We start from the raw sequence: 21,444 nt of genomic DNA, 5'->3' as shown, positions 1-21,444 counted from the left end.
ATTTCGATCCGAAAACTGAAAAATATTTTTCCACGCAACTAAAAATGGAACATCTCCTTATTAGGGAATATTCCATTTCAAATTAGATATCAATCATTTTTTTATTTTCTACACCCACCACATATCAGTAGGCTGATCTTTAATCATTACAGATTTCAAATTCGTCACAGCACGTGAAAACCCTTCATCAACAGACATTAACGGATCTTCATGTTCAATACTCACAACATAATCATAACCATAGGTGCGTAAAGCACTCATCATATTAGACCATTCTTGGATACTGTGTCCACAGCCGACAGATCTAAACGTCCATGCCCGTGATTGTACATCTCCATATGGCTGCATGTCTGTCAATCCATGCATATTCACATTATCCTGGTCAATAAATGTATCTTTAGCATGGAAATGATGAATTGCATTTTCTTTCCCTAAAATTTTTATCGCCGCGACCGGATCAATCCCTTGCCACCATAGATGACTTGGATCCAAATTAGCTCCAATAGCTGGAGAGGTTGCTTCTCTTAATTTCAACAGGGTATAGGGTGTATGTACTGAAAATCCACCATGGAGCTCAATCCCTATTTTCACACCGTGATCTTCCGCGAACTTCCCTTGTTCTTTCCAGTATGGAATGAGTTTTTGTTCCCACTGCCAGTTATAGATATCCGAGTACTCTGTTGGCCATGGGGATATCGGCCAATTTGAATGTTTTGAGCCTTCATGAGATCCTGGCGTACCTGAAAAAGTATTGACAACGGGCACATTTAATAACTGTGCTAGTTTAACAGTTTTTACGAATGTATCATGGGCGTTCTGTGCAACTTGTTTATTTGGTGCTACTGGGTTGTCATGACAGCTGAACGCACTAATCGATAGTCCGCGTGATTGAATTTTATTCAGATATACCTTCCGCTTTTCCTCACTTGCAAGTAGCTCATCCACATTACAATGAGCGTCCCCTGGATTTCCACCCGTTCCAATTTCTATTGCTTGTAAACCCGCATTTTTTACATAGTCTAGCATTTCTTCAAATGGCTTTTGTGAAAATAAAACTGCAAATACGCCTAGTTTCATGAATCTAACCTCCAATGATTATCTTTGTTTTAATCTAATACGCTTCGGCGTATTTGCGCCCAGACTTAGAATTGAGCCTGTTCAATTCTAAGTCTGTGGCATTCGCCTGAGGTTTCAACTTGAATCAGCAGGAGTCTTGACCTTGTTGATTCAAGTTATATTTCACAGAATTGTTTTGTTTCCATTGATTCCAAAGCCGCAAGTATTACCTCTAATGACTTCATACCTTCCTCACCATTAATGAGTGGCTCCGTATCTTGAATAATCGATTCAACAAAATGATCGATAATATGCGTGGTTGTTTGACCACCTTCAGCATTAGACTGAATTCCACCCAATTCATAGTTAACGACTTCACCATTTTTATATTGAACGATTAACGAATAGGCTGGATCATCTTCGATACGTAATGTAGCATGTTCACCATAGATAATTGTGGAATTATCCTCTTTTGCCGTATAAGCCCAACTGGCTGCAAGTGTTCCAATCACACCGCTTTCAGACTTCAATATACAAACTGCATTATCATCAACATCTGTATTTTCTTTTGCACTTGTTTCGATAAAACCAGCGACCTCGACAAACTCTTCACCAAGTAAGTAACGGAGCAAATCAGCTTTATGTACGCCAAGATCTCCCATCGCACCTATGAAAGCCTGCTCTTTTTTGAAGAACCAACTATCAGCACCATCTCTACTCCACTGTTCAGGACCTCCGTGACCAAATGCAGTTCTAAAGCTATAGATTTTCCCGATTTCTCCACTAGCAATTAACGCTCTCGCTCTTGCATGTGACGGCACAAACCGTTGATTATGGGCAATCATTAGCTTTTTACCATTGTTTTTTGCAACTTCAATCATTTCCTCTGCTTCTGCTCTCGATGTAGCCATAGGTTTTTCACATAATACATGACAACCCGCTTGTAAAGCAGCAATTGAAACAGGTGCATGTAAATAGTTTGGTAAACAAACACTTACTGCATCCGGCTTCTCCACTTCAAATAACTTTTCATAGCTAGTATAAGCTTTTGCTCCATATTGTTGTGCCATCTCTTGTGCTCTTTCTTCGACAATGTCACAGACTGCAACAATTTCAACTTCTGAATGGTTATTAAATTCTCCTAAATGTCTATATTTAGCAATGCTCCCACACCCAATAACAGCAACTCTTAATTTTGACACTTTATTCACTCCTCTTATTATGTTCATTCAATATGACTATATGTTGAAATATAGAACCTCATTAATGCGCCTTCGCTCAGTTTATACAAGCAATCATTTGTTCAACATATTAGTTATTTTCTCCAACGGCTTAGCATTTCCATAGATTGGTGTTGGTGTATTCAAATTTGCTGCCCATTTCGCTGCATTGCGAATCACCTGTTGCACGTCTTTATTGTAGTATGTAGGATATGTTTCATGCCCTGGACGGAAATAGAATATCTTCCCTTTACCACGCTTAAATGTTGCCCCGCTTCTAAATATTTCTCCACCTTCAAACCAACTTACAAAAACTAACTCATCAGGTGCAGGGATATCAAAATGCTCCCCATACATTTCTTCTTTTTCAAGTTCAATAAATTCCCCGATTCCTTCTGTAATTGGATGACTCGGATCAACAACCCATAATCTTTCTTTCTCATCTGCTTCACGCCATTTAAGATCACAAGTCGTCCCCATCAACGTCTTGAATATTTTAGAAAAATGAGCTGAATGCAAGACAATCAAGCCCATGCCTTCCAATACGCGCTTCTTGACTCTTTCCACTATCTCATCTTGTACTTCGTCATGCGCAAGATGCCCCCACCAGACAAGTACATCGGTATCATTCAAAACCTCTTGCGTTAAACCATGTTCTATCTCGTCGAGTGTTGCTGTTTTTACATGATTAGAGTCCTGTTGTAAAAAGTCAGCGATGACTCCGTGAATCCCATCTGGATAAATAGCTGCGACAACTGGATTTTTTTGTTCATGACGATTTTCATTCCATACGACGATTTTCATGAATAGTTCCTCCTCTAAAATAATCAGTTGCACGAAATCAAGCAACCGGTTGCATATATGTTAAAATCACGTTTTCCCCCTACTTAAAGAGGTAAACACGAATTTCTTTCCACAATTACAGTTGGTATGATGATACTTTTTCTAAACATTTCCGGATCTTTTACAAGTTCGATTAAGCAGTTCGCCGATTCATACCCTAATTGAAATATTTGTGTATCAACAGTTGTTAATGGGGGATTGGCTACTTTTGATATCACTGAATTATTAAAGACGATCATACTCATATCATCTGGAACTTTTATATTTTTCTCACTTAAAGCAGTCAACACAATTAACGCATTTAAGTCGTCTGAAACAACTAATGCAGTAGGCGGTTCTGCTAAGCCTATTAATTCTGCGACGATTTGTTTTCCATGATGAGGATCAAATTGTAAATTCTTGATATAGCCCTCTGAAATAGCCATTTCCTGCTCTTTTATTGCTAGAATGAAGCCATTTAACCTGGCTTCACTTACTTCAAACTCCGCGTCTCCTCCAATAAAAGCAATCTTTTCATGTCCAAGGTTTAGTAAAAAATCTGTCGCTTCTTTTGCAGCTTGAACGTTATCATTATCTACAAACATGATCTTACCGGATTCAATTAAAGGTTTACCTATGACAACAAAAGGAATGCCTGATTCAATTAAATAAGGAACTACTTTATCATCCTTTTTTGAGTATAAGACAATCATGCCATCTACTCTTTTTCCACGTATCATTTTTACCGTATCAGCAAATATTTCTTCCTCAGATTCCCCTGTAGTTAAACTGATACTGAAATCATGCTTACTGCACAAGGCACTGATCCCCCTAATAACTTCAGGAAAAAAGGAGTTATGAATAAATTCTGCAGTAGAGTTTTTCATTACAATACCGATAGTCTTTGTTGATTGTAAAGCAAGCATTTGAGCATTGTAGTTTAGATGATAACCCATTTCGTCCATTACTTTCTGAACTTTCCTCTTTGTTTTCTCACTTATGAGGGGGCTATTTGAAATGACACGTGAAACGGTAGATGGGGCTACATTTGCTTGAGCCGCAACATCTTTAATGGTTACTGACAAAACCTTCATCCTCTATAGTTTTATTTAACGGCACCTTCAGATACACCTTCAATAATTTGCTTTTGCGCAAAGAAATATCCGATAATAACTGGAATAATAGCGATTGTTAGCCCCGCTAATGCTAAATGCCACTGTTTTGTGTATTGCCCAAAGAAAAGAAACATTTTCAAAGGGATTGTCGCACTTGAATCTGATAATATAAGTGACGGTAATAAGTAATCATTCCAAATCCAAATCACATTTAATATTCCTACTGTAACTGAAATCGGCTTTAGTAACGGAAAAATGATTTTCCAAAACACTTGAAATCTATTCGCTCCATCGATAATTGCTGCCTCATCCATTGAGTTGGATATTCCAGTCATTGCACCATGATATAAAAAGATCGAAAGACTAGAACCAAACCCAAGATACATAAAGATAAGGCCCGTGCGATTTAGCATATCTGCTTTTCCGAACAGAGAAACAAGTGGAATCATAACAGATTGAAAAGGAATTAACATAGCAGCAACAAAAACTAAAAAGATAATACCGCTCAGTTTACTCTTATTCCGTGCTAGTGCATATCCCGCCATCGAAGAAAAGATAATAATAATCCCTACACCTAAAACAGTAATTATTACGGAATTAAAAAGAGATCTCATAAAATCTAAATCGACAAAAGCCTTCACAAAATTATCCATAGTGGATTCATTGGGCAGTCCAAGAACATCCGTAAAGATTTCCCTCTTCGTTTTAAACGCATTAACAATCATTAAGTAAAAAGGGGAGAGCCATAACAAAGCAAGTAATAGGCCAAAAAACTCTATAATATGCAAATTACGTTTACTTCTCTTCATTACAAGTCCACCTCCCGTTTTTTGTTATAGTAAACTTGTGTAACCGCAACGGTTGCTATAATTAGAAAGAAAATAACGGCTTGTGTTTGTGCATAGGCCATCTTATTTTCTTTAAATGCTGCTTTAACAATACTCATTGCAACCATTTGTGTAGAGTTATAAGGTCCGCCATCTGTCAATGATAGATTTTGATCATAGATTTGAAATGAACTAGACAATGTTAAAAACATACTAACGGTAAATGCGGGTGCTACGAGCGGAAAAGTGATATTCCAAAAGCGTTGAATGCTAGATGCTCCATCAATTTCCGCCGCTTCAAGTAAATCTTTTGGTATATTTTCTAAGTAAGCAATATAAATAATCATAATGTAGCCAGCCATTTGCCAAGAAGTTAAAATGACTAGTCCCCAAAAACCAGTCGCAGTTGTAGACAACCAACCTGTTAATGCCTCAATTCCAAGCAAATCTCCTAAACTTCCAAAAACACTGATGAAAACAAATTGCCAAATGAACCCCAGAATAAGTCCACCAATTAAGTTCGGCATAAAGAAAACAGTTCGCATAAAACTACTTGTTTTCATATTTCGAGTTACCAGTAAAGCTAGAGATAAACCTAAAAAATTAAGGAGTATTACGGAAGTGACTGCAAATTTAGTCGTAAACCATACGGCTGCTCTGAATTCTGCATCTTTAAATAAAGTAATATAGTTTTTAAAACCAAGAAATTCAGTCGCCGCCAAGCCATTCCAATTTGTAAATGAGTAGATGAAACCATAAATAAATGGAATGATAATGACAATACTTAAACTCAAAATTACTGGCATTATAAATAGCCAAAATGAAAGATCACGATTACGCATGACTAGCACCCCCAATATGTAGTACAGCTAACAAAAAATTGCACAGTTTTTTGTTAGCTGCATTTTCTTGCACACCGAATTATTTTCGTTCTTCTTCCCAATTAACTTGTGTTTCGGTAATCATTTCATCCCAAGTGATACCACCACTTAAATACTTTTGCATACTCGCTCCAAGTACATTTTCACTCCAGCCCGTTGGAGCCCCCTGGTATACCCATCCTTGTATAGTATTCCCCTTGGAAGCATATTCATAAATTGCTTGAGACAGAGGATCTGCTATTTTAGAAGAATCATAATCTTTATACGCTGGAATAAATTTAAAGTCTTCTAATACTGCAGTTTTACCAGCTTCAGATGTATACATCCAATTCAAGAAATCTTTACTTGCTTGCACTACTTTTTCATCACTCTTACTATTTACAGCCCAATACATTGGAACTCCTGCTGGAATATGCCCTTCAAATCCTTCAACAGGAACTGGAATAATACCGATATTATTTTCAGCCAATTCTGGATCCATATCATTAATCGAGTTAAATACCCAGTTACCTTGTTGAATGATAGCAACTTTTTCTAACGAAAATAATTGTTCAACTTGTTGCGAATAATCTAAGCTGAGTATAGGTTGAACTGAATATTTATTTTCCAAATCAAGATGCCTTTTCAATTCATTCCCTTTTTCAAATGCTATTGTCTTTGCATTAAAAGCCTCTACAGGATCATTATTGAATTCTGGTGCAAAGAAGATGTTTGCTAAATGGTTACCAATAACCCATTTTTCTTTAGCTGCAAGTGCAAACACACCATCAATACCTAATTTCTCCTTTTGGCTATCCAATGATTCAACCGCTTTCTCTAAATCCTCAAAAGTAATAATGTCATCAGGATTAATTCCAGCCTCTTTAAAAATCCTTTTATTATAAATTAAGCCATAGCCTTCTTGATTGAACGGTAATCCCAGAACTTCATCTCCATCTCGCACAGTATCTAGGGTTCCTTCAAGGGCAGTTTTGGCTGCATCTGTTTCAGATACATCCGCTAAATAATCTCTATATTCTTCAACAGCAGATGGCCCACCAACATTAAAAATGTCTGGTTCTTCACCTGAAGAAAAAGCAGTTTTTAATGATGCACCATAGTCATTTCCACCGCCGACGGTTTTAACATTAATTTTTACACCTGGATTTTCTTTTTCATATTCATCAACTAGACTTTCAAACTGTTCTTTAATTTCTACTTTAAATTGAAAAATATCTACTGTTACCTGATCCCCAGATGCAGAACCTTCCCCGTCATCATCCGAAGCTGAGCAACCCACTAATGCAATAATAGAAATTAACAATACAGAAACTAAACCAATAAAATGCTTCTTTTTCCTCAATATAATCTCCCCTTTTCCTCTCAATGAAAGCGGTTGCATAACTTCATGCAAGAACCTATCACTTATAGATATATCCCCCCCTGACCGATTATGAAACCGGTTGCATTGATTACGCATCTTTAGATTAACATTCAATTTCTAATTGCGCAACATAAATGATAGAATTATTAGTTTGAACTAAATTTTATACGAATTCAGTTTTTGTCAATTATTTTTATATAATTTCTATAAAATGCGGAAAAGGTTAAGAACGCAATAAGTGAGCCCGTTAAAAATGGCAGGAAGAACCTGAAAACATTTAGGCTGATATATAGAACTATGCCACTACTAATTGCAACCGCAATAAATAACACTGGACTTCCTATCGTTAGGAGAAACGTATTTTTTAATGCAGTAACTAACTTCATATGATAATGAACAGTAACCGAAAAAAGGTTGATTGAAAAGACAAATAAGATAATACCCATGATCATAAAAAGAAACATCATGATACTATTTTTATCAATGAAGTAATAGACATCTACCGCCCAAATCATCCAAGCTATTGTTAAAATAAGACCACTTGATGCACTTCTTTTATAATTCTCTTTATAATACCCCCAATAGGACTTGAAAAGATGGTTACTATCTTCATCTTTAATAATCCAGTCTCTAACCATCCCAAACATTGCAGTCGTTGCGGGGAAGAATATAATTGGCATTAATATAATTAGTGGTATCAATATTATTGATAACTCTTCTATCTGTTCAATGAATAATAGATTTAAAAGTAAAAAAACAATAGGTATATTAAATAGTATCCAAAATAAATTAATTAAAGAAAACTTCATAATCCATTCACTAATAGCATACAAGCCACCCATAAAACCTGATTTATTGTTCATACTTGTGTCACTCCTTATTTTCAATATTGAATGTTTAGTTATATACAAATACTAAAGTTCAAACATCATCTATTTCTAGATGAGGCTGCTCTTGACTGCTGCAATCCTCCTACTATTGATAATTCCATTTTAAATTACCTCCAATCGCATATGTAAACTTTTGTCTCACTAAAACTTATTCAATTTTTGTTTACTTTACTAAAGTTGAATGTCCAAGATCAAAACCACACCAACCTTATTGAATTACAAATAAAGTAGCAAGCGCACTTCAAAAAAAAAAAAAAAAGAGGTAACCACTTTATATGATTACGCTCACTCATAGAAGACTAAATTCTCATTTAGTCTATCTTCGGTAAATGCAATGATGCTGCACCTAGTAAACCTGCTTTATTTCCAAGTGAGGCTCTCAATATTTCGACATCTGAAAAACTCTTCATCATTAATTCCTTTGCTTTACTAGTTACCAATGATACTAATTTTACTTGTTCCATCACGCCACCGCCCACAATAATGGCAGGAGGATTAAAGATATGAGTTAATGATACTAAGCCATAAGCTACTTCAAGCACCCAGTCATTAAGCACCTTTTCGAGTAATACATCACCTTGTTCAAGACCTTCAAAAATCTTTCGTCCGTTTGTATACTTGTTATTGAGCTGCATTGCTTTTTTCACTAAAGCGGTAGTAGACCCATACATCTCGTAACATCCCACACATCCACAATTACACTTCTCACCGCCAGGATGCAAAATCATATGACCAAATTCGCCTGCCCCCCCATTAAGACCCTTATAAACAGTGGAGTCAATTACAATTGCTCCGCCTATACCGGTTCCATAAGTTAAGCATAAGAATTCGTTAAAATTCTTACCAGCACCAAAATTCTTCTCCCCTAAAGCGGCTGCATTCACATCATTTTCAACTTTAACAGGGACACCAAACTTAGCTTCAAAAATAGATTTTAAGTTCATACCCGTATAATTGGGGAAGTTTTCATTCGCATAAATGATGGAGCCTTCTTCACTATTTACTTGACTAGCTGTACTAATACCAATGGCTTCAAACCCTATATAATCCTCCATAATTTTCAGGATTATATTATCAACTAAGTGTAGTCCACCTTGATCAGCTTCAGAATCGAATTCTTTATACTCAGAAGTAATCCCTTTTTCATCAGAAATGCACATTTTAATAGATGTTCCACCAATATCTATTGCTAGTATTCTCATTTTCTTCATCCTTACACATCTTATTTTTTTTACTATGAAACTATTTTAATTTGTTTGCAAATTAACTGTAGCATAAGTTTATAAATCTATCCACCTAGCTATGGCCAATTTGTAAGTGCTTGCCAGACATTCTATACTAGATTTAGCCTTACTTTCAAATTCCTAACCATTAGTAGAACTTTTCTTGATCTTTATTTGTTGTCGATTTAATCGTCATAGAATAGGTTTACTTTTTGCCCCATCCTTCTAACAATATTCACAACGAGCCTTTCCCCAAATTCATCGGAGAAAGGCTCGTTTTATTGTACTATTTTTTTTATTGACTCAGTGAAATACTTAGGCAGCACCAGTGTAGGCATCCACTTAGCGTCGAAGCGTTTTCACTGGAAACTTTTAGTTATAATTTAAATATCGGATTTTTTCAGCGGCCTCTCACAAAACTGCCTCGTTTCCATGTTCACTATTGGAAACCAAAATTGCATTTCTCGTTAAATTTATGGTTGTCAAGACTTTACTCAAAGGACTTACGAAGGAACCTATAATCCCCCACATGTCACCGAGCTGGAACCTCAGTATTGATAGTGCTATATTTAGCTTTTGCTTCAATCCGGCGACTGTGTAGGATCGGCTCGGTGTAGCCATTGGGTTGGTCATACCCTTTAAATACGAGATCACAAGCTGCTGCGAATGCAACCGAATCATCGAAGTTAGGAGCCATTGAACGGTATAATGCATCTTCAGCATTTTGAATGTCCACGATTTTTGCCATACGCTTCATTGTCGCTACTACTTGCTCTTCTGTACAAATTCCTTGATGCAACCAGTTTGCAATATGCTGACTAGAGATACGTAATGTTGCGCGGTCCTCCATAAGATTAATATCATTAATATCCGGCACTTTAGAGCAACCAACACCTTGATCAATCCAACGTACAACATATCCAAGAATACCTTGGGCATTGTTATCAAGTTCTTGTTGAATTTCTTCGGCTGACCAGTTCGATTTGTCGGCTAACGGTATTTGCAAGATTTCATCTCGGAGATTTTGTGAGCTCGAGATTTCCTTTTGTACAGCGCTTACATCTACTTGGTGGTAATGAAGTGCGTGTAACGTCGCCGCCGTTGGTGATGGTACCCATGCAGTATTCGCGCCCGATTGAGGGTGGATAATTTTTTGCTCCAACATTCCCGACATTAGATCAGGCATTGCCCACATTCCTTTGCCAATTTGGGCCTTTCCTGGTAATCCACAATCAATCCCTACAACAACGTTAGAGGTCTCATATGCTTGTAACCAAGTCGTTTTTTTCATTTCGTTTTTACGGATCATGACGCCCGCTTCCATTGATGTATGAATTTCATCACCAGTACGGTCGAGGAATCCCGTGTTAATAAACGCAAGTCTTTCTTTCACTTCATTGATACATGCTTTTAAGTTTAGTGATGTACGGCGCTCTTCATCCATTACACCAATTTTTAATGTGTTGCGAGGCAAGTCTAAAATATCTTCAATGCGATTAAATAACCTGTTGGCAAATGCAACTTCTTTAGATCCATGCATTTTTGGTTTAACAATATATATTGAGTTCTTCGTAGAGTTTTTGAAGGGTACGTCTTCTTTTAGATTGTGTTTCGCAATTAATGATGTAAGCACTCCATCAATAATACCTTCCGGAACTTCTTCCCCATTTTTATCAAGAATTGCACTGTTCGTCATTAAATGACCTACGTTTCGAACGAACATAAGTGAACGACCTGATAAAGTAAACGATTCACCGCTTGGTGACGAGTACGTACGATCAGGATTTAGTGTGCGTATAAAAGTACTATTGCCCCTTTTGAATGAAGAAGTTAAGTCACCTTTCATTAAGCCTAACCAATTACGATAAACGAGTACTTTATCTTCTGCGTCTACAGCCGCGACTGAATCTTCACAATCCATAAGGGTTGAAAGTGCTGATTCTAAATATACATCCTTCACGCTAGCCAAGTCGTTTTTTCCAATCGGATGATTACAATCAATTTGGATTTCAATATGCATACCGTTATTAACTAGCAAAATGGTCGATGGAGCTTCTGGTAGTCCTTGATAACCTGAAAACTGTACCGTGTTTTTTAATTCTGTTGTTTTTCCATTGCTAAGTGTTACAGTTAATTTCCCGTCAACAATTTCATATTTTTCAACATCTGTATGCGTTGTAGCAACTAAAGGTACAGCTTCATCAAGGAATTTTTTGGCGAAGTTAATTACTTGCTCACCACGTACTGGATTATAGGCTTTTCCAGCCTCTGCTCCATCTTCGTCACTAATCACGTCTGTTCCATATAGAGCATCGTAAAGGCTTCCCCAACGTGCATTTGCTGCATTTAGAGCGTAACGAGCATTATCAACTGGTACAACTAACTGTGGCCCAGCTTGAGTAGCAACTTCACTGTCTACATTTTTTGTCGAAATATTAAAATCGTCTACTTTCGGCTCGAGATAGCCAATTTTCCGTAAAAATAGCTTATACTCGTTAAAGTCAAAACTCTCTTTATGTTCTTTATGCCACTTATTAATCTCCTCTTGTAAATGTGTGCGTTCTGTTAATAATTGTTTATTGTCAGGAGATAATTCGTGAATGAGTGCGTCAAAACTAGACCAGAATTTAGCTTGTTCTAGCTCTAGACCAGGTAACACCTCTAAGTTAACAAAATCGTAAAGTAGTTGTGAAACATGAAGGTTGTCGGCTTCAACATATTTTTGCATGTGTACATCCCCTTTAGTTTTGATTAGTAATAATTTTGATAACACATTATCTGAACACAAAAGTAATTATGACTATTTATTCATGGAAAATTTAACAGTAAAAACGATTCACCTATTTCCCTACTTCTAATTTAATTGTTAGCTTGTTCCAATTAATGCATTTCTCCATAAATATTGATAGGAAGACTCCCATAATAAGGCCATTTGTAACTAAAGGCTGCAAAATAATTGGAACGCTACCGAATAAGGCTGGTGGGATATTCATAATACTAACACCGATTAGTACTGGACCTGCTAACCGGAAAATTGTTATAGAGTTAAAAAAAGTTCCCTTTAGGCTGTTTAGCGAAGTCCCAAATAATTGAAGATACGCAACAAATAAGACTGCGTTACCTACTGTTAACGGCATCGTTCCTAAAAAGCCTACAAATGACGGGGTAAATCCGAGTAACATAAACATGAACCCACTAATAATGAATGGTGCTCTATTTAATAAATTTGTGCTTTCTAAAAAACCGATTGAAGATGTAAATGGTGTAAAAGGTACTAATCCAAAAATCCCAGAGATCAACGCAAAAGAACCCGTTACAAAAATGGATCTTCTATATTGGTTGATTTTAACTTCTTCTTTGTATAGGTCAGCGGTCGCTTTAATAGTGGCGAAAGTATTCGTCAAATTCAATAGTCCTGTTACAAATGCGACGAAAATAATTCCCCACTCCAAATTTGGAGCACCAAAGGGAAAAATGGTGAACGCTATGTCTCCGGAGCTTGAAATTGGAAGTTCAGATGGGAAAATGATTCTATATAATGCCCATCCAACGATAATACCAATTAATATGGAGAAATTACCAGTTCTTTTTCCACCTTTAATTTTCAGCAGACTTACGAAAATGACAACACAAATTGAAAATAAACTAACAGGTAAATCAATTGTTCCATTTTCACTTATTTTAAACATTCCCTTGAAGAAAATAAAGATAAGATGAAACGTTAGTAAAAATATATAAACGCTTATCACCATTGGCGTAACTATTTTCTGTACTATTGAAATAAGATTAAATGTTGCAATGAGAACAGTTACAGCCCCTGCCAAGAGAATGCCTGTTGCAATACCTCCTCCAACTGTTGCAAAATCCATTCCTAGTGCAGAGGCGGAAATACCCATATTTAATAATAGTCCCCACATAAGCCCCGAATGTCCTTCCATCAAAGGAAAACGGTGGCCAATCCATGCTTGTAGAATACAAGCCAGTCCTGTAAAAATAAAGGAGTATCTTATCGTCATTTCTATTATTTCTGTTGGAAGCTGAAACGCGGCCCCAACAGATATTGGAACTACTAATGTGTTAGCAAATATAAAAAAAAGCCACTGAAATGAGGACAACATTGTTACAGTAGCGCCTTGCTTTGTAATCATAGCCATCACCACTTCCAAAAGCATTCATTAATAATTTCACACATACTTTGATTTAATCACGCTCTTAACTAACCAATTCCAAGTCCTAAATCGGGTTCTAGTATTTTGTTATATCCATTGGCAATGTACCTGCAGCAAACCCCACAAACATAAATCGGACATCTCCTGTATTGCGCATCCCATGAATTTGGTTAGGCTTTGCCAATAATACCATCCCTTGTTTAATAGGGATTTCATTCTCTAGGTCCGGAAAATATGTCCCTTCACCTTCTATGCATACCCACATATCGTCGACATTCGAATGAGAGTGTATATATACTTCCTGCCCTGGCTCAAGACACCAAATCGCTCCAACTGTCTTGTCTGTCTCATAGAAATAATTTTTCTGAGGCTCGTTTGGATCAAACTTTGCTATTTTATCAATTTCAAAAACTCTTTCCACCATGATGTCATCTATACTTGTCAAAGTCGCTTTCTTCCCCACTTCTGACCACTCCTAATATAGTTATAAGTTCACTGCCTTTAGCTATTTTGTAATTTAAAGTAATAAATGATTTGCCACTACAGTTCCCTGGTAGGATCCATGAATAGGTGTATAATCTACACCTTTCGCGTGGACCTCAGATAACCCGATTTTATTTAAGCTTTGTTTTGATTAATTCGATTAGCAATTTACTAGTTAATTTTAATATAAAATTACTCTTGTATTTAATCGTATAACTATATAAAACAGGAGGCGTCAAGCTATGAATCATTTGCTTAACGCCACCCCTTCCCCCCTTCTATTTCTAGATTTAGGCGATATTTTTATAATTCAACATCACGGTTACAATCTTTAGAGTAGACGTATGTTAAATTCTCTCTTCCGATTGCATACGCCGCTTGATGTACGTATGGTCCCATGAAAATATAATCACCTTTCTTTACTGGAACCCAATTGTTGTCCAGATTATACATTCCTTCTCCTGACAGTAAATACGCGCCATGTTCTTGGACATGTGTTTCAATAAATGGATGACTTGCTGCCGGATCAAACGAAAGAATATGGAAGTTCATGTCAAAATCTATATCAGTCGGTAAAAGATTTTTAAGGTTAACATTGTGCATACCATCATAAATTTGGTACTCAATCTTGTTGGCATGATTAGAAACTATCCATGGCTTTCGTCCTTCTAATGGGCGATTTTTCTGTTTATATAGGAATAGTTTGGAATCTGTATCCCCGAGATTTTCGAGATACAGTTTTGATCCTGGAGGGCAGTATAAATAGCCGCTTTCTTCAAGAAGGAATTCTTGGCCATCTGTGGAAGCCTTTATTGCGCCTTCAATAACATAGACGAATGTCTCTACATCTGCTTGCCCGCCAAACCCCTCGCTATTTTTCCCGCCTTTGTTCATTGTCACAATGTAATCGACAAAGCTTGCTCCAAGTTTAGGAGAACCTAAAATAGAAATAATACAATTCTCAAATCCCGGAATAACATTATTGACCAAACCTTCTGGTGCGATTAATGCATATTTGCCATGCTTAATGATTGATCTACTTGCCAATAAATCTTTAGGATAACCCATCTTTAAACTCCCCTTTTTATCTTTATTCTATATATGCAAGTTCATATAGTGTCGCAATCAATGCTTTAACCCCTTCAGCTAAATCTGCAGGCTCTGTGTATTCTGCTGGATTATGACTAATACCATTTCGACTTGGAACAAACAACATAGCTGTCGGAACCGTTTCAGCAAAAATTTGAGCATCATGCCCTGCTCCGCTATGAATCAATTTATAATTCAGACTATTATTCCTGCATTGTCTTTCAATAATTTCTACAATCCTAGGATCCATTGAAACTGGATCGGCATCTAGCCACATTTCAATAGATGTCTCTACTCCGTGTTCTTGAGATATTTCTACTATGTTTTTAGATAGCATTTCAGTAAACTGATTAATAGCATTCTTGTCAGTATGTCGGACATCTACTGTAAAAATAACAGTACCAGGTACAACATTAACAATATTCGGTTTCACTTCCATTTTCCCAACCGTCATTACTAACGGATCGCCTTGTTGTTTAGCCAAACTGATTAGTTCATAGATCATATGGCTAGCTGCATAGACAGCATCCTTACGATATCCCATTGGTGTTGTACCCGCGTGGTTCGCTTCACCAGTCACTTCAATCGTAAAACGCCTTTGCCCGACAATGCTATGTACAACTCCCACGGATTTCTTTTCTTTCTCGAGTACATTTCCCTGTTCAATATGAATTTCTACGAAAGCCTTCAAGTCCTGACGCGGAGCTTTTGACTCATCTCTGAAATTAAAGCCTGATTTATTCATTGCTTTTACAAAAGGAACTCCATCAAAATCCTTTATCATCTCTACATCTTTCCGGACTACAGTGCCGACTATATTCTTCGAACCCCAGAAAGCATAAGGAAACCGACTGCCTTCCTCCTCTGCTAAAGACACAATTTCGAGATTTCGTTTCGGTTGTCCATAATGTTCCTTTAGATACTTTAACGCAAGGACACCGGCCACAATTCCATATTGACCGTCATATAAGCCGCCATTTGTTACAGTGTCAATATGTGATCCAGTTAGAATCGTTTCGCTCATGTCATTACCTTTTACTATTCCACTTAAATTCCCTATTTCATCAAATTGCACTTCAAAACCTTCATTTTCCATCCAGCCTTTCATAGCCTTCTGTGCCTCATCCCATTCTTCTGAATAGAGTAAGCGAGAAACTCCTCCTAACGGATCTTTCCCAAAGCAACCTAACCATTCGACTCTTTCGACAATTTCTGCTGCCAAATTTTCAAATTCAAGCTTTTCTTTACCTTTGATCAAATCTTGCATAGCCATCCCCCTTTCCCTATCCGAATTGTGAATTGTGAATAATTTCTCGAGTTTAGTTTGCTTGGATTGGAATTTTATAAGCTTCTATATTTATATTATAAGTGTTTTCACTCAATTAATCATTGTCCAAATTGAACAATAATATCAATACTATTTGTACACTATAAATAAAACATTGACTCATTTCGAGTGTGCCGAGAAATCCCGACTTTTTTCATTTCTTAAAAGATAAGAAATTCTACGCTTTTTGCATGGAATTATAATCTAGCTCCGGACACTAGACACATTTCTTCCTACATAATTTGAAGGATTGAACTCTTACAATTAGCTTATAGTGCTAGCTTCTATTTTTTCCACGTTTGTAATGTTGCCATTTTCAAAGATAATATTACCGTTAACAACGGTTGTTATTACCTTCCCTTTGAATGTCTTTCCAACATATGGTGAATGCTTGTGGCGATAGTACAAATCCTCTACCTCCAACACAAAGCTTTCGTTAAGGTCAATTATGGCCAAATCAGCATCACTTTCAACCAAAATCGTACCTTTCTGTGGATAAAGTCCGAAGAGTTTAGCAGGGTTCGTAGCCATTAATTCAACAATTTTCTCCAATGGAAGGAATCGCTTAAAATGCCCTTCCGTTAACATGACATTCAGTGAAGACTGAGCACCTGAAATACCACCCCATGCTTTAAAATAATCTTCGTTTGTTACTTCTTTCATAGATAACGGTGCTGGTGAGTGATCGGAAGCGATAACATCGATTTCACCACTTGCAACAGCAGTCCATAAATCTTCTACTTCCTGAGCATCACGTAATGGAGGACAACATTTTGCTAAACCGCCTTGTTCCTCTAAATCTTTTATCGTTAATGATAGATAATGTGGGCATGTTTCAACTGTAATATCCACGCCTCTTTGTTTTGCTTCATTAATTTCTTCCACTACTTTTCGACTGCTTACATGAACAATATGAAGCTTACAACCTGTTACTTCGGCATAAGAAATAATTCTTCTGACTGCTTCAATTTCAGAAATAATGGGCCTTGATTCGACAAAGTCCTTAGCGGATGTTTTATTTTGACTTTGCTTTTTTTCAGCAAGTAAATCACAAATGACTGTGCTCTCAGCGTGAACAGCTAATAGAGAGCCAATAGAAGCAATTTCAGTCATTCCTTTAAAAATCGTACTATCATCAACATGATTGAAATCAGCAATTCCGCTAGGAGACATAAATGCTTTAAATCCGATTACACCTTTTTCATGCAGTTCTTTTATATCCTGAATATTTTCTGGCACAAGTCCACCCCAGAAGCGATAATTAACAATCGACTTTTCTTCGGAAGCTACACGCTTCAACTCCAGGTTTTCTTTATTTATGGTAGGTGGCGTGCTGTTTAATGGCATATCGAAATAGGTTGTCACTCCGCCCGCCGCTAAGCTTCTACTTCCTGTATGAATTCCTTCCCATTCAGTTCTTCCTGGCTCGTTAAAGTGGACATGCGTATCGATTAATCCTGGAAGGATGTGCTTGCCTTCAGCATTGATTTCCCTAATAGCAGTTGCTTCAAGCTTTATACCGACTGTTACTTCTTTAATCTTTCCTTCTTTTATAGCAATATCCCCTTGAACAATTGAAGCTTCAGTTACAATTGTTCCGTTTCTAATAATTAAATCATACATAGCCATAACCATTTCCCCCTTTATTGAATTCCGGATAATACGGCAATAAGAAGCAATTCCACCCAAACTATAGGTGGAATCGCTTGAAATTTGAATTTATTATACCAATGCAGTTACTTTTGCATTAAACGTTATTAATCTGCCAACTGGTTCTCCTACAATGCCCTGATCTAAATCGAATACTAAATTCCCACGGACAAGAGTCTTCGTAATTCGGCAATCAATACTTCTTCCAATGTACGGGCTATGTTGGTGGCGGTAATAGAGATCTTCTTTTTTCACTACATAGGATTGGTTCGCGTCAACAAGGATGATATCGGCATCTTTTGATATAGCGATTTCTCCCTTTGTAGGCAAATTAAAACGCTCTGCTGGATTTATTGCAATCATGCGCACAAAATCAGTGACAGGAACATTACGTTTTAATACTGCCTCATCGAACATTATATCAACGTTATTTTGACAGCCCGTAATCCCACCCCAAACTTCAAATATGTTATTAGTGTCGCTATGTTTCATCTCAGGAGAACATGGCGAGTGATCTGATGTTAGCATATCAATTTTCCCTTCAATTAATTTTCTCCATAACTTTTCTTGTTCTTTTTCATTGCGTAGTGGAGGTGAGCATTTTGCGACCGGTCCAATCTCTTCAAACTGTTCAGTCGTAATTGTAAAATAGTGTGGGCAGGATTCGACAGACACATTTAGGCCTTTATTTTTAGCCTTAGTAATTTCATCTACCGCTTCTGCTGTACTAATGTGTACGAAATGAAGTTTACAACCTGTTTCTTTAGCTAAAAACAAGGCCCGCTTTACAGCATCGACCTCTGTAAATACAGGACGTGATGCCACATAGTCTGTAGCTGTTGTCTTCCCTTGCTTCACCATCTCTTCAGCCAGACGATCCGTAATGACTGCATTTTCAGCATGAATCGATAACATATGACCCAATTCAGCCAACTTCTTCATCCCCGCATAGAGAGTATAATCATCAACATTTTTAAAATCATCCGGAATGTCTGAACCGCAAGTTGCCATGAAACACTTGAAAGCAACGACGCCTTCGTCAGAAAGCTCATCCAGTTTGTCAAGATTACCTGGGACAAGACCTCCATATAATGCATAATCAACATAGTTCTTTCCATTAGCAGCCTCTTGCTTCGAACGTATCGCCCCTCTATCTACTGTTGCGGGAAGCGCATTTAATGGCATGTCTACGTAGCTTGTAGTGCCACCCGCAGCCAATGCCTTTGTTCCCGAAACGAAACCTTCCCACTCTGTTCGCCCAGGTTCGCAAATATGAACATGTGTATCGATCATTCCCGGCATTACATATTGCCCTTCGGCATCTATGACATTGAAAGCGCCGTCATAAATCGTCTCAGCAATAGCAGATATTTTTCCATTTTTAATTGCAATATCAACAATTCTTACTTCGTCTCTAAAAACAACTTGACCGCCTTTTATAATTAGATCATACTTCATGTTTTTCCCCCTCGAATTGGATAAAGTTAATCTTCAATAAGGAGGGATGAATTTCAATCCCTCCCTACCGCCGTTACTGTAGGATAGATTCACCCTTATCTATAATTTACAGATTTGTTTCCATCAATAGGTTTCTATTTCCCCTCAAATATCGTTCCCTTCTTGAATTTTGAATCTTTAAACGCAAACTTCATCAAAAGAATATAGACAATACCTGCAACAACAAATCCAACAATCCAAGCCAGTTCCACTTTTATAAACGCTGCGCCAGCTCCAATAAGCAATGCAACTAATGCAGATGGATTATATCCGGCAAAGGGACCTTCCTCTTTGTATAGATCTTCAACATTTACTTTTTGCTTCCTTAAAATATAATATTCAATTAATAAAATCGAAACAATCGGGCCTAAAAATGCGGAATAGATAAGAATGAACATACCTAGACCTTTTGCCGATGAATCCTGAACAAGCACCCAAGGGAATGAGCATAACGCAAGCAGTCCAGTTACGGTTACAGCAGGTTTATATTTCATTTTTGTAAGTAATGTAATCACATAGGTCGGCGGAATAATATTGGCTACCATGTTTACTGCAATTGCACCTAAAACAATAAATGCCGATACAAAGACTGTAATATAAGGGTTATCTACCACAATTGCAAACGCTTTCACAGGATTAGAAATTCCAGTTGCGGAAGCGAGCATTACGCCAATTGTAAGTGTTAAACCATACGCGATCAGAATAGGTGAAAAGTATAGTAAACCGCGTTTTGCATCGCTAATACCAGCTTTGAGTTCTCTAGAATAGTCCGCTGCACTTAAAAAGATAGCCGCATAATTACCCAAAAACATCATTATGAAAGCAAAGAACGGTAAGCCCCACGTGCCTTTTGCATGAACCCATCTTTCTGCAATAACAGCGCTATGAGATGTTAAAAGTACGCCAAATACATAGACAAGCGCTAGCATAATAATAATTGATGCAAGTGATTCTACCCATTTAATGGCGTGGAAACCGTACAGCGAAAGCACAATTTGCAACAGTTGAAGCGCTACAAAGCAAATAACAATACTGTCAAAGGTGCCGCCCGTAATAATCTTGGCAATTTCGTTTAAAGCAGTACCACCAATCCAGCTTTGAAAGCCATACCAAACAATGGCGGGGACACCACGTAAAAGTGATGAAATGATGGAGCCCTTGACCCCGAAGGACATTCTGAGTTGAACAACATATGGTATTCCCGTTCTGTATCCGAGTCTGTCGTTTAAAGCGAAAATAACTGAAATGATACCAATTGCTATGATGGCCGCGGCAAATGTCTGAAAGATGTTTAAAGTTGCAGCTCCAGCAACAACCAAACTAGCTCCAAGCGTCATGTTGCCTAAATTAACGCCGTCTCCAATCCACATAAATAGATACGATATCGGACCTACCGTCCTTGCCTCTTCTGTTTTCGGTTTTAATGATTCATCTATACCGGAAACAGTTCGTATTTGCGTCTCTATTGTTACGTTATTTTCCATTTTTACAGTCATTTCACATCCAGCTCCTTTTTTCATTGTTTGCTTTATTTTTGAACATACAATCGTTTAAAAGTTAAAGCTTAGATGTTTGCTTATAAATTTTAGGACAATCTCTACATCTTTACTTGCAATAGATCTTTACTAAATTCTTACTCTCATCTCCCGGTAACTTTTTTGATCCCGAAGGATTCCCACCCCTTATTCTGAAAATGATTTGGATGAATCACTAATTCCATAATCAAAACAAATTTAGCTACTTGTGCCATCTTTCAATTTACAATTTTCAGAATTTTGTTATATTATGATTGTAATTGTTAATAATTCAAAAATCACTATCTATTTTAGACA

17 protein-coding genes are annotated in these 21,444 nt (G+C 37.2%); all 17 read right to left on the bottom strand.

Going from position 1 to position 21,444, the window contains the following annotated elements; genetic code table 11:
• Positions 1 to 108: 108 nt before the first annotated feature.
• The 17 genes from FQ087_RS04395 to FQ087_RS04315 all read right to left on the bottom strand — a co-directional run bounded on the left by FQ087_RS04395 (position 109) and on the right by FQ087_RS04315 (position 21,108).
• Positions 109 to 1,077, bottom strand: coding sequence for a sugar phosphate isomerase/epimerase family protein (locus tag FQ087_RS04395; RefSeq protein ID WP_149579317.1), 969 nt, complete (start codon positions 1,075 to 1,077; stop codon positions 109 to 111).
• Between the two features lie 155 nt (positions 1,078 to 1,232).
• Positions 1,233 to 2,258, bottom strand: coding sequence for a Gfo/Idh/MocA family protein (locus FQ087_RS04390; RefSeq protein WP_149579316.1), 1,026 nt, complete (start codon positions 2,256 to 2,258; stop codon positions 1,233 to 1,235).
• Between the two features lie 93 nt (positions 2,259 to 2,351).
• Positions 2,352 to 3,080 carry a ThuA domain-containing protein gene (locus FQ087_RS04385; protein ID WP_149579315.1) on the bottom strand — a complete coding sequence of 243 codons (729 nt, stop codon included), beginning with the start codon at positions 3,078 to 3,080 and terminating at the stop codon, positions 2,352 to 2,354.
• A gap of 83 nt (positions 3,081 to 3,163) precedes the next feature.
• Positions 3,164 to 4,183, bottom strand: coding sequence for a LacI family DNA-binding transcriptional regulator (locus FQ087_RS04380; RefSeq protein WP_149579314.1), 1,020 nt, complete (start codon positions 4,181 to 4,183; stop codon positions 3,164 to 3,166).
• A 20-nt stretch (positions 4,184 to 4,203) separates the two neighbouring features.
• Complete coding sequence (locus FQ087_RS04375) at positions 4,204 to 5,022, bottom strand: carbohydrate ABC transporter permease (RefSeq protein ID WP_149579313.1); 819 nt, start codon at positions 5,020 to 5,022, stop codon at positions 4,204 to 4,206.
• Positions 5,022 to 5,882: a carbohydrate ABC transporter permease gene (locus FQ087_RS04370; RefSeq protein WP_149579312.1), complete on the bottom strand. Its 861-nt coding sequence runs from the start codon at positions 5,880 to 5,882 to the stop codon at positions 5,022 to 5,024. Before FQ087_RS04370 ends, FQ087_RS04375 begins: the two co-directional genes overlap by 1 nt.
• A 79-nt stretch (positions 5,883 to 5,961) precedes the next feature.
• On the bottom strand, positions 5,962 to 7,263 hold the full coding sequence (locus tag FQ087_RS04365) for an ABC transporter substrate-binding protein (protein ID WP_149579311.1): 1,302 nt from the start codon (positions 7,261 to 7,263) through the stop codon (positions 5,962 to 5,964).
• A gap of 194 nt (positions 7,264 to 7,457) precedes the next feature.
• On the bottom strand, positions 7,458 to 8,147 hold the full coding sequence (locus FQ087_RS04360) for a YesL family protein (protein WP_149579310.1): 690 nt from the start codon (positions 8,145 to 8,147) through the stop codon (positions 7,458 to 7,460).
• A gap of 338 nt (positions 8,148 to 8,485) precedes the next feature.
• On the bottom strand, positions 8,486 to 9,385 hold the full coding sequence (locus FQ087_RS04355) for an ROK family protein (RefSeq protein ID WP_370456030.1): 900 nt from the start codon (positions 9,383 to 9,385) through the stop codon (positions 8,486 to 8,488).
• A gap of 544 nt (positions 9,386 to 9,929) precedes the next feature.
• Positions 9,930 to 12,125 (bottom strand): malate synthase G, encoded by a 2,196-nt coding sequence (locus FQ087_RS04350; RefSeq protein WP_149579309.1) that lies wholly within the window; start codon positions 12,123 to 12,125, stop codon positions 9,930 to 9,932.
• Positions 12,126 to 12,237: 112 nt separating this feature from the next.
• On the bottom strand, positions 12,238 to 13,545 hold the full coding sequence (locus FQ087_RS04345; RefSeq protein WP_255452139.1) for a uracil/xanthine transporter: 1,308 nt from the start codon (positions 13,543 to 13,545) through the stop codon (positions 12,238 to 12,240).
• Positions 13,546 to 13,642: 97 nt separating this feature from the next.
• Entirely contained in the window at positions 13,643 to 14,029 is a 387-nt protein-coding gene (locus FQ087_RS04340; protein WP_255452138.1) for a cupin domain-containing protein, read from the bottom strand.
• 323 nt (positions 14,030 to 14,352) lie between these two features.
• Positions 14,353 to 15,117: a (S)-ureidoglycine aminohydrolase gene (allE, locus tag FQ087_RS04335; protein ID WP_149579308.1), complete on the bottom strand. Its 765-nt coding sequence runs from the start codon at positions 15,115 to 15,117 to the stop codon at positions 14,353 to 14,355.
• A gap of 22 nt (positions 15,118 to 15,139) precedes the next feature.
• Positions 15,140 to 16,405 (bottom strand): allantoate deiminase, encoded by a 1,266-nt coding sequence (allC, locus tag FQ087_RS04330; RefSeq protein ID WP_149579307.1) that lies wholly within the window; start codon positions 16,403 to 16,405, stop codon positions 15,140 to 15,142.
• A gap of 324 nt (positions 16,406 to 16,729) precedes the next feature.
• Complete coding sequence (locus FQ087_RS04325; RefSeq protein ID WP_149579306.1) at positions 16,730 to 18,094, bottom strand: allantoinase; 1,365 nt, start codon at positions 18,092 to 18,094, stop codon at positions 16,730 to 16,732.
• A gap of 93 nt (positions 18,095 to 18,187) precedes the next feature.
• Positions 18,188 to 19,573: an allantoinase AllB gene (gene allB / locus FQ087_RS04320; protein ID WP_149579305.1), complete on the bottom strand. Its 1,386-nt coding sequence runs from the start codon at positions 19,571 to 19,573 to the stop codon at positions 18,188 to 18,190.
• 134 nt (positions 19,574 to 19,707) lie between these two features.
• On the bottom strand, positions 19,708 to 21,108 hold the full coding sequence (locus FQ087_RS04315; protein WP_149579304.1) for an NCS1 family transporter: 1,401 nt from the start codon (positions 21,106 to 21,108) through the stop codon (positions 19,708 to 19,710).
• Positions 21,109 to 21,444: the final 336 nt, after the last annotated feature.

The organism is Sporosarcina sp. ANT_H38, from assembly GCF_008369195.1.
Lineage (GTDB): Bacteria > Bacillota > Bacilli > Bacillales_A > Planococcaceae > Sporosarcina.
This window is presented reverse-complemented; position numbering and strand designations above follow the sequence as displayed.

Excerpts from the sequence above, each read along its gene's own strand:
- FQ087_RS04395 (WP_149579317.1), bottom strand. The coding sequence starts at position 1,077 with ATGAAACTAGGCGTATTTGCAGTTTTATTTTCACAAAAGCCATTTGAA.
- FQ087_RS04385 (WP_149579315.1), bottom strand. The coding sequence starts at position 3,080 with ATGAAAATCGTCGTATGGAATGAAAATCGTCATGAACAAAAAAATCCA.
- FQ087_RS04375 (WP_149579313.1), bottom strand. The coding sequence starts at position 5,022 with ATGAAGAGAAGTAAACGTAATTTGCATATTATAGAGTTTTTTGGCCTA.
- FQ087_RS04370 (WP_149579312.1), bottom strand. The coding sequence starts at position 5,882 with ATGCGTAATCGTGATCTTTCATTTTGGCTATTTATAATGCCAGTAATT.
- FQ087_RS04360 (WP_149579310.1), bottom strand. The coding sequence starts at position 8,147 with ATGAACAATAAATCAGGTTTTATGGGTGGCTTGTATGCTATTAGTGAA.
- FQ087_RS04355 (WP_370456030.1), bottom strand. The coding sequence starts at position 9,385 with ATGAAGAAAATGAGAATACTAGCAATAGATATTGGTGGAACATCTATT.
- FQ087_RS04350 (WP_149579309.1), bottom strand. The coding sequence starts at position 12,125 with ATGCAAAAATATGTTGAAGCCGACAACCTTCATGTTTCACAACTACTT.
- FQ087_RS04345 (WP_255452139.1), bottom strand. The coding sequence starts at position 13,545 with ATGATTACAAAGCAAGGCGCTACTGTAACAATGTTGTCCTCATTTCAG.
- allE (WP_149579308.1), bottom strand. The coding sequence starts at position 15,117 with ATGGGTTATCCTAAAGATTTATTGGCAAGTAGATCAATCATTAAGCAT.
- allC (WP_149579307.1), bottom strand. The coding sequence starts at position 16,405 with ATGCAAGATTTGATCAAAGGTAAAGAAAAGCTTGAATTTGAAAATTTG.
- FQ087_RS04325 (WP_149579306.1), bottom strand. The coding sequence starts at position 18,094 with ATGGCTATGTATGATTTAATTATTAGAAACGGAACAATTGTAACTGAA.
- allB (WP_149579305.1), bottom strand. The coding sequence starts at position 19,573 with ATGAAGTATGATCTAATTATAAAAGGCGGTCAAGTTGTTTTTAGAGAC.
- FQ087_RS04315 (WP_149579304.1), bottom strand. The coding sequence starts at position 21,108 with ATGACTGTAAAAATGGAAAATAACGTAACAATAGAGACGCAAATACGA.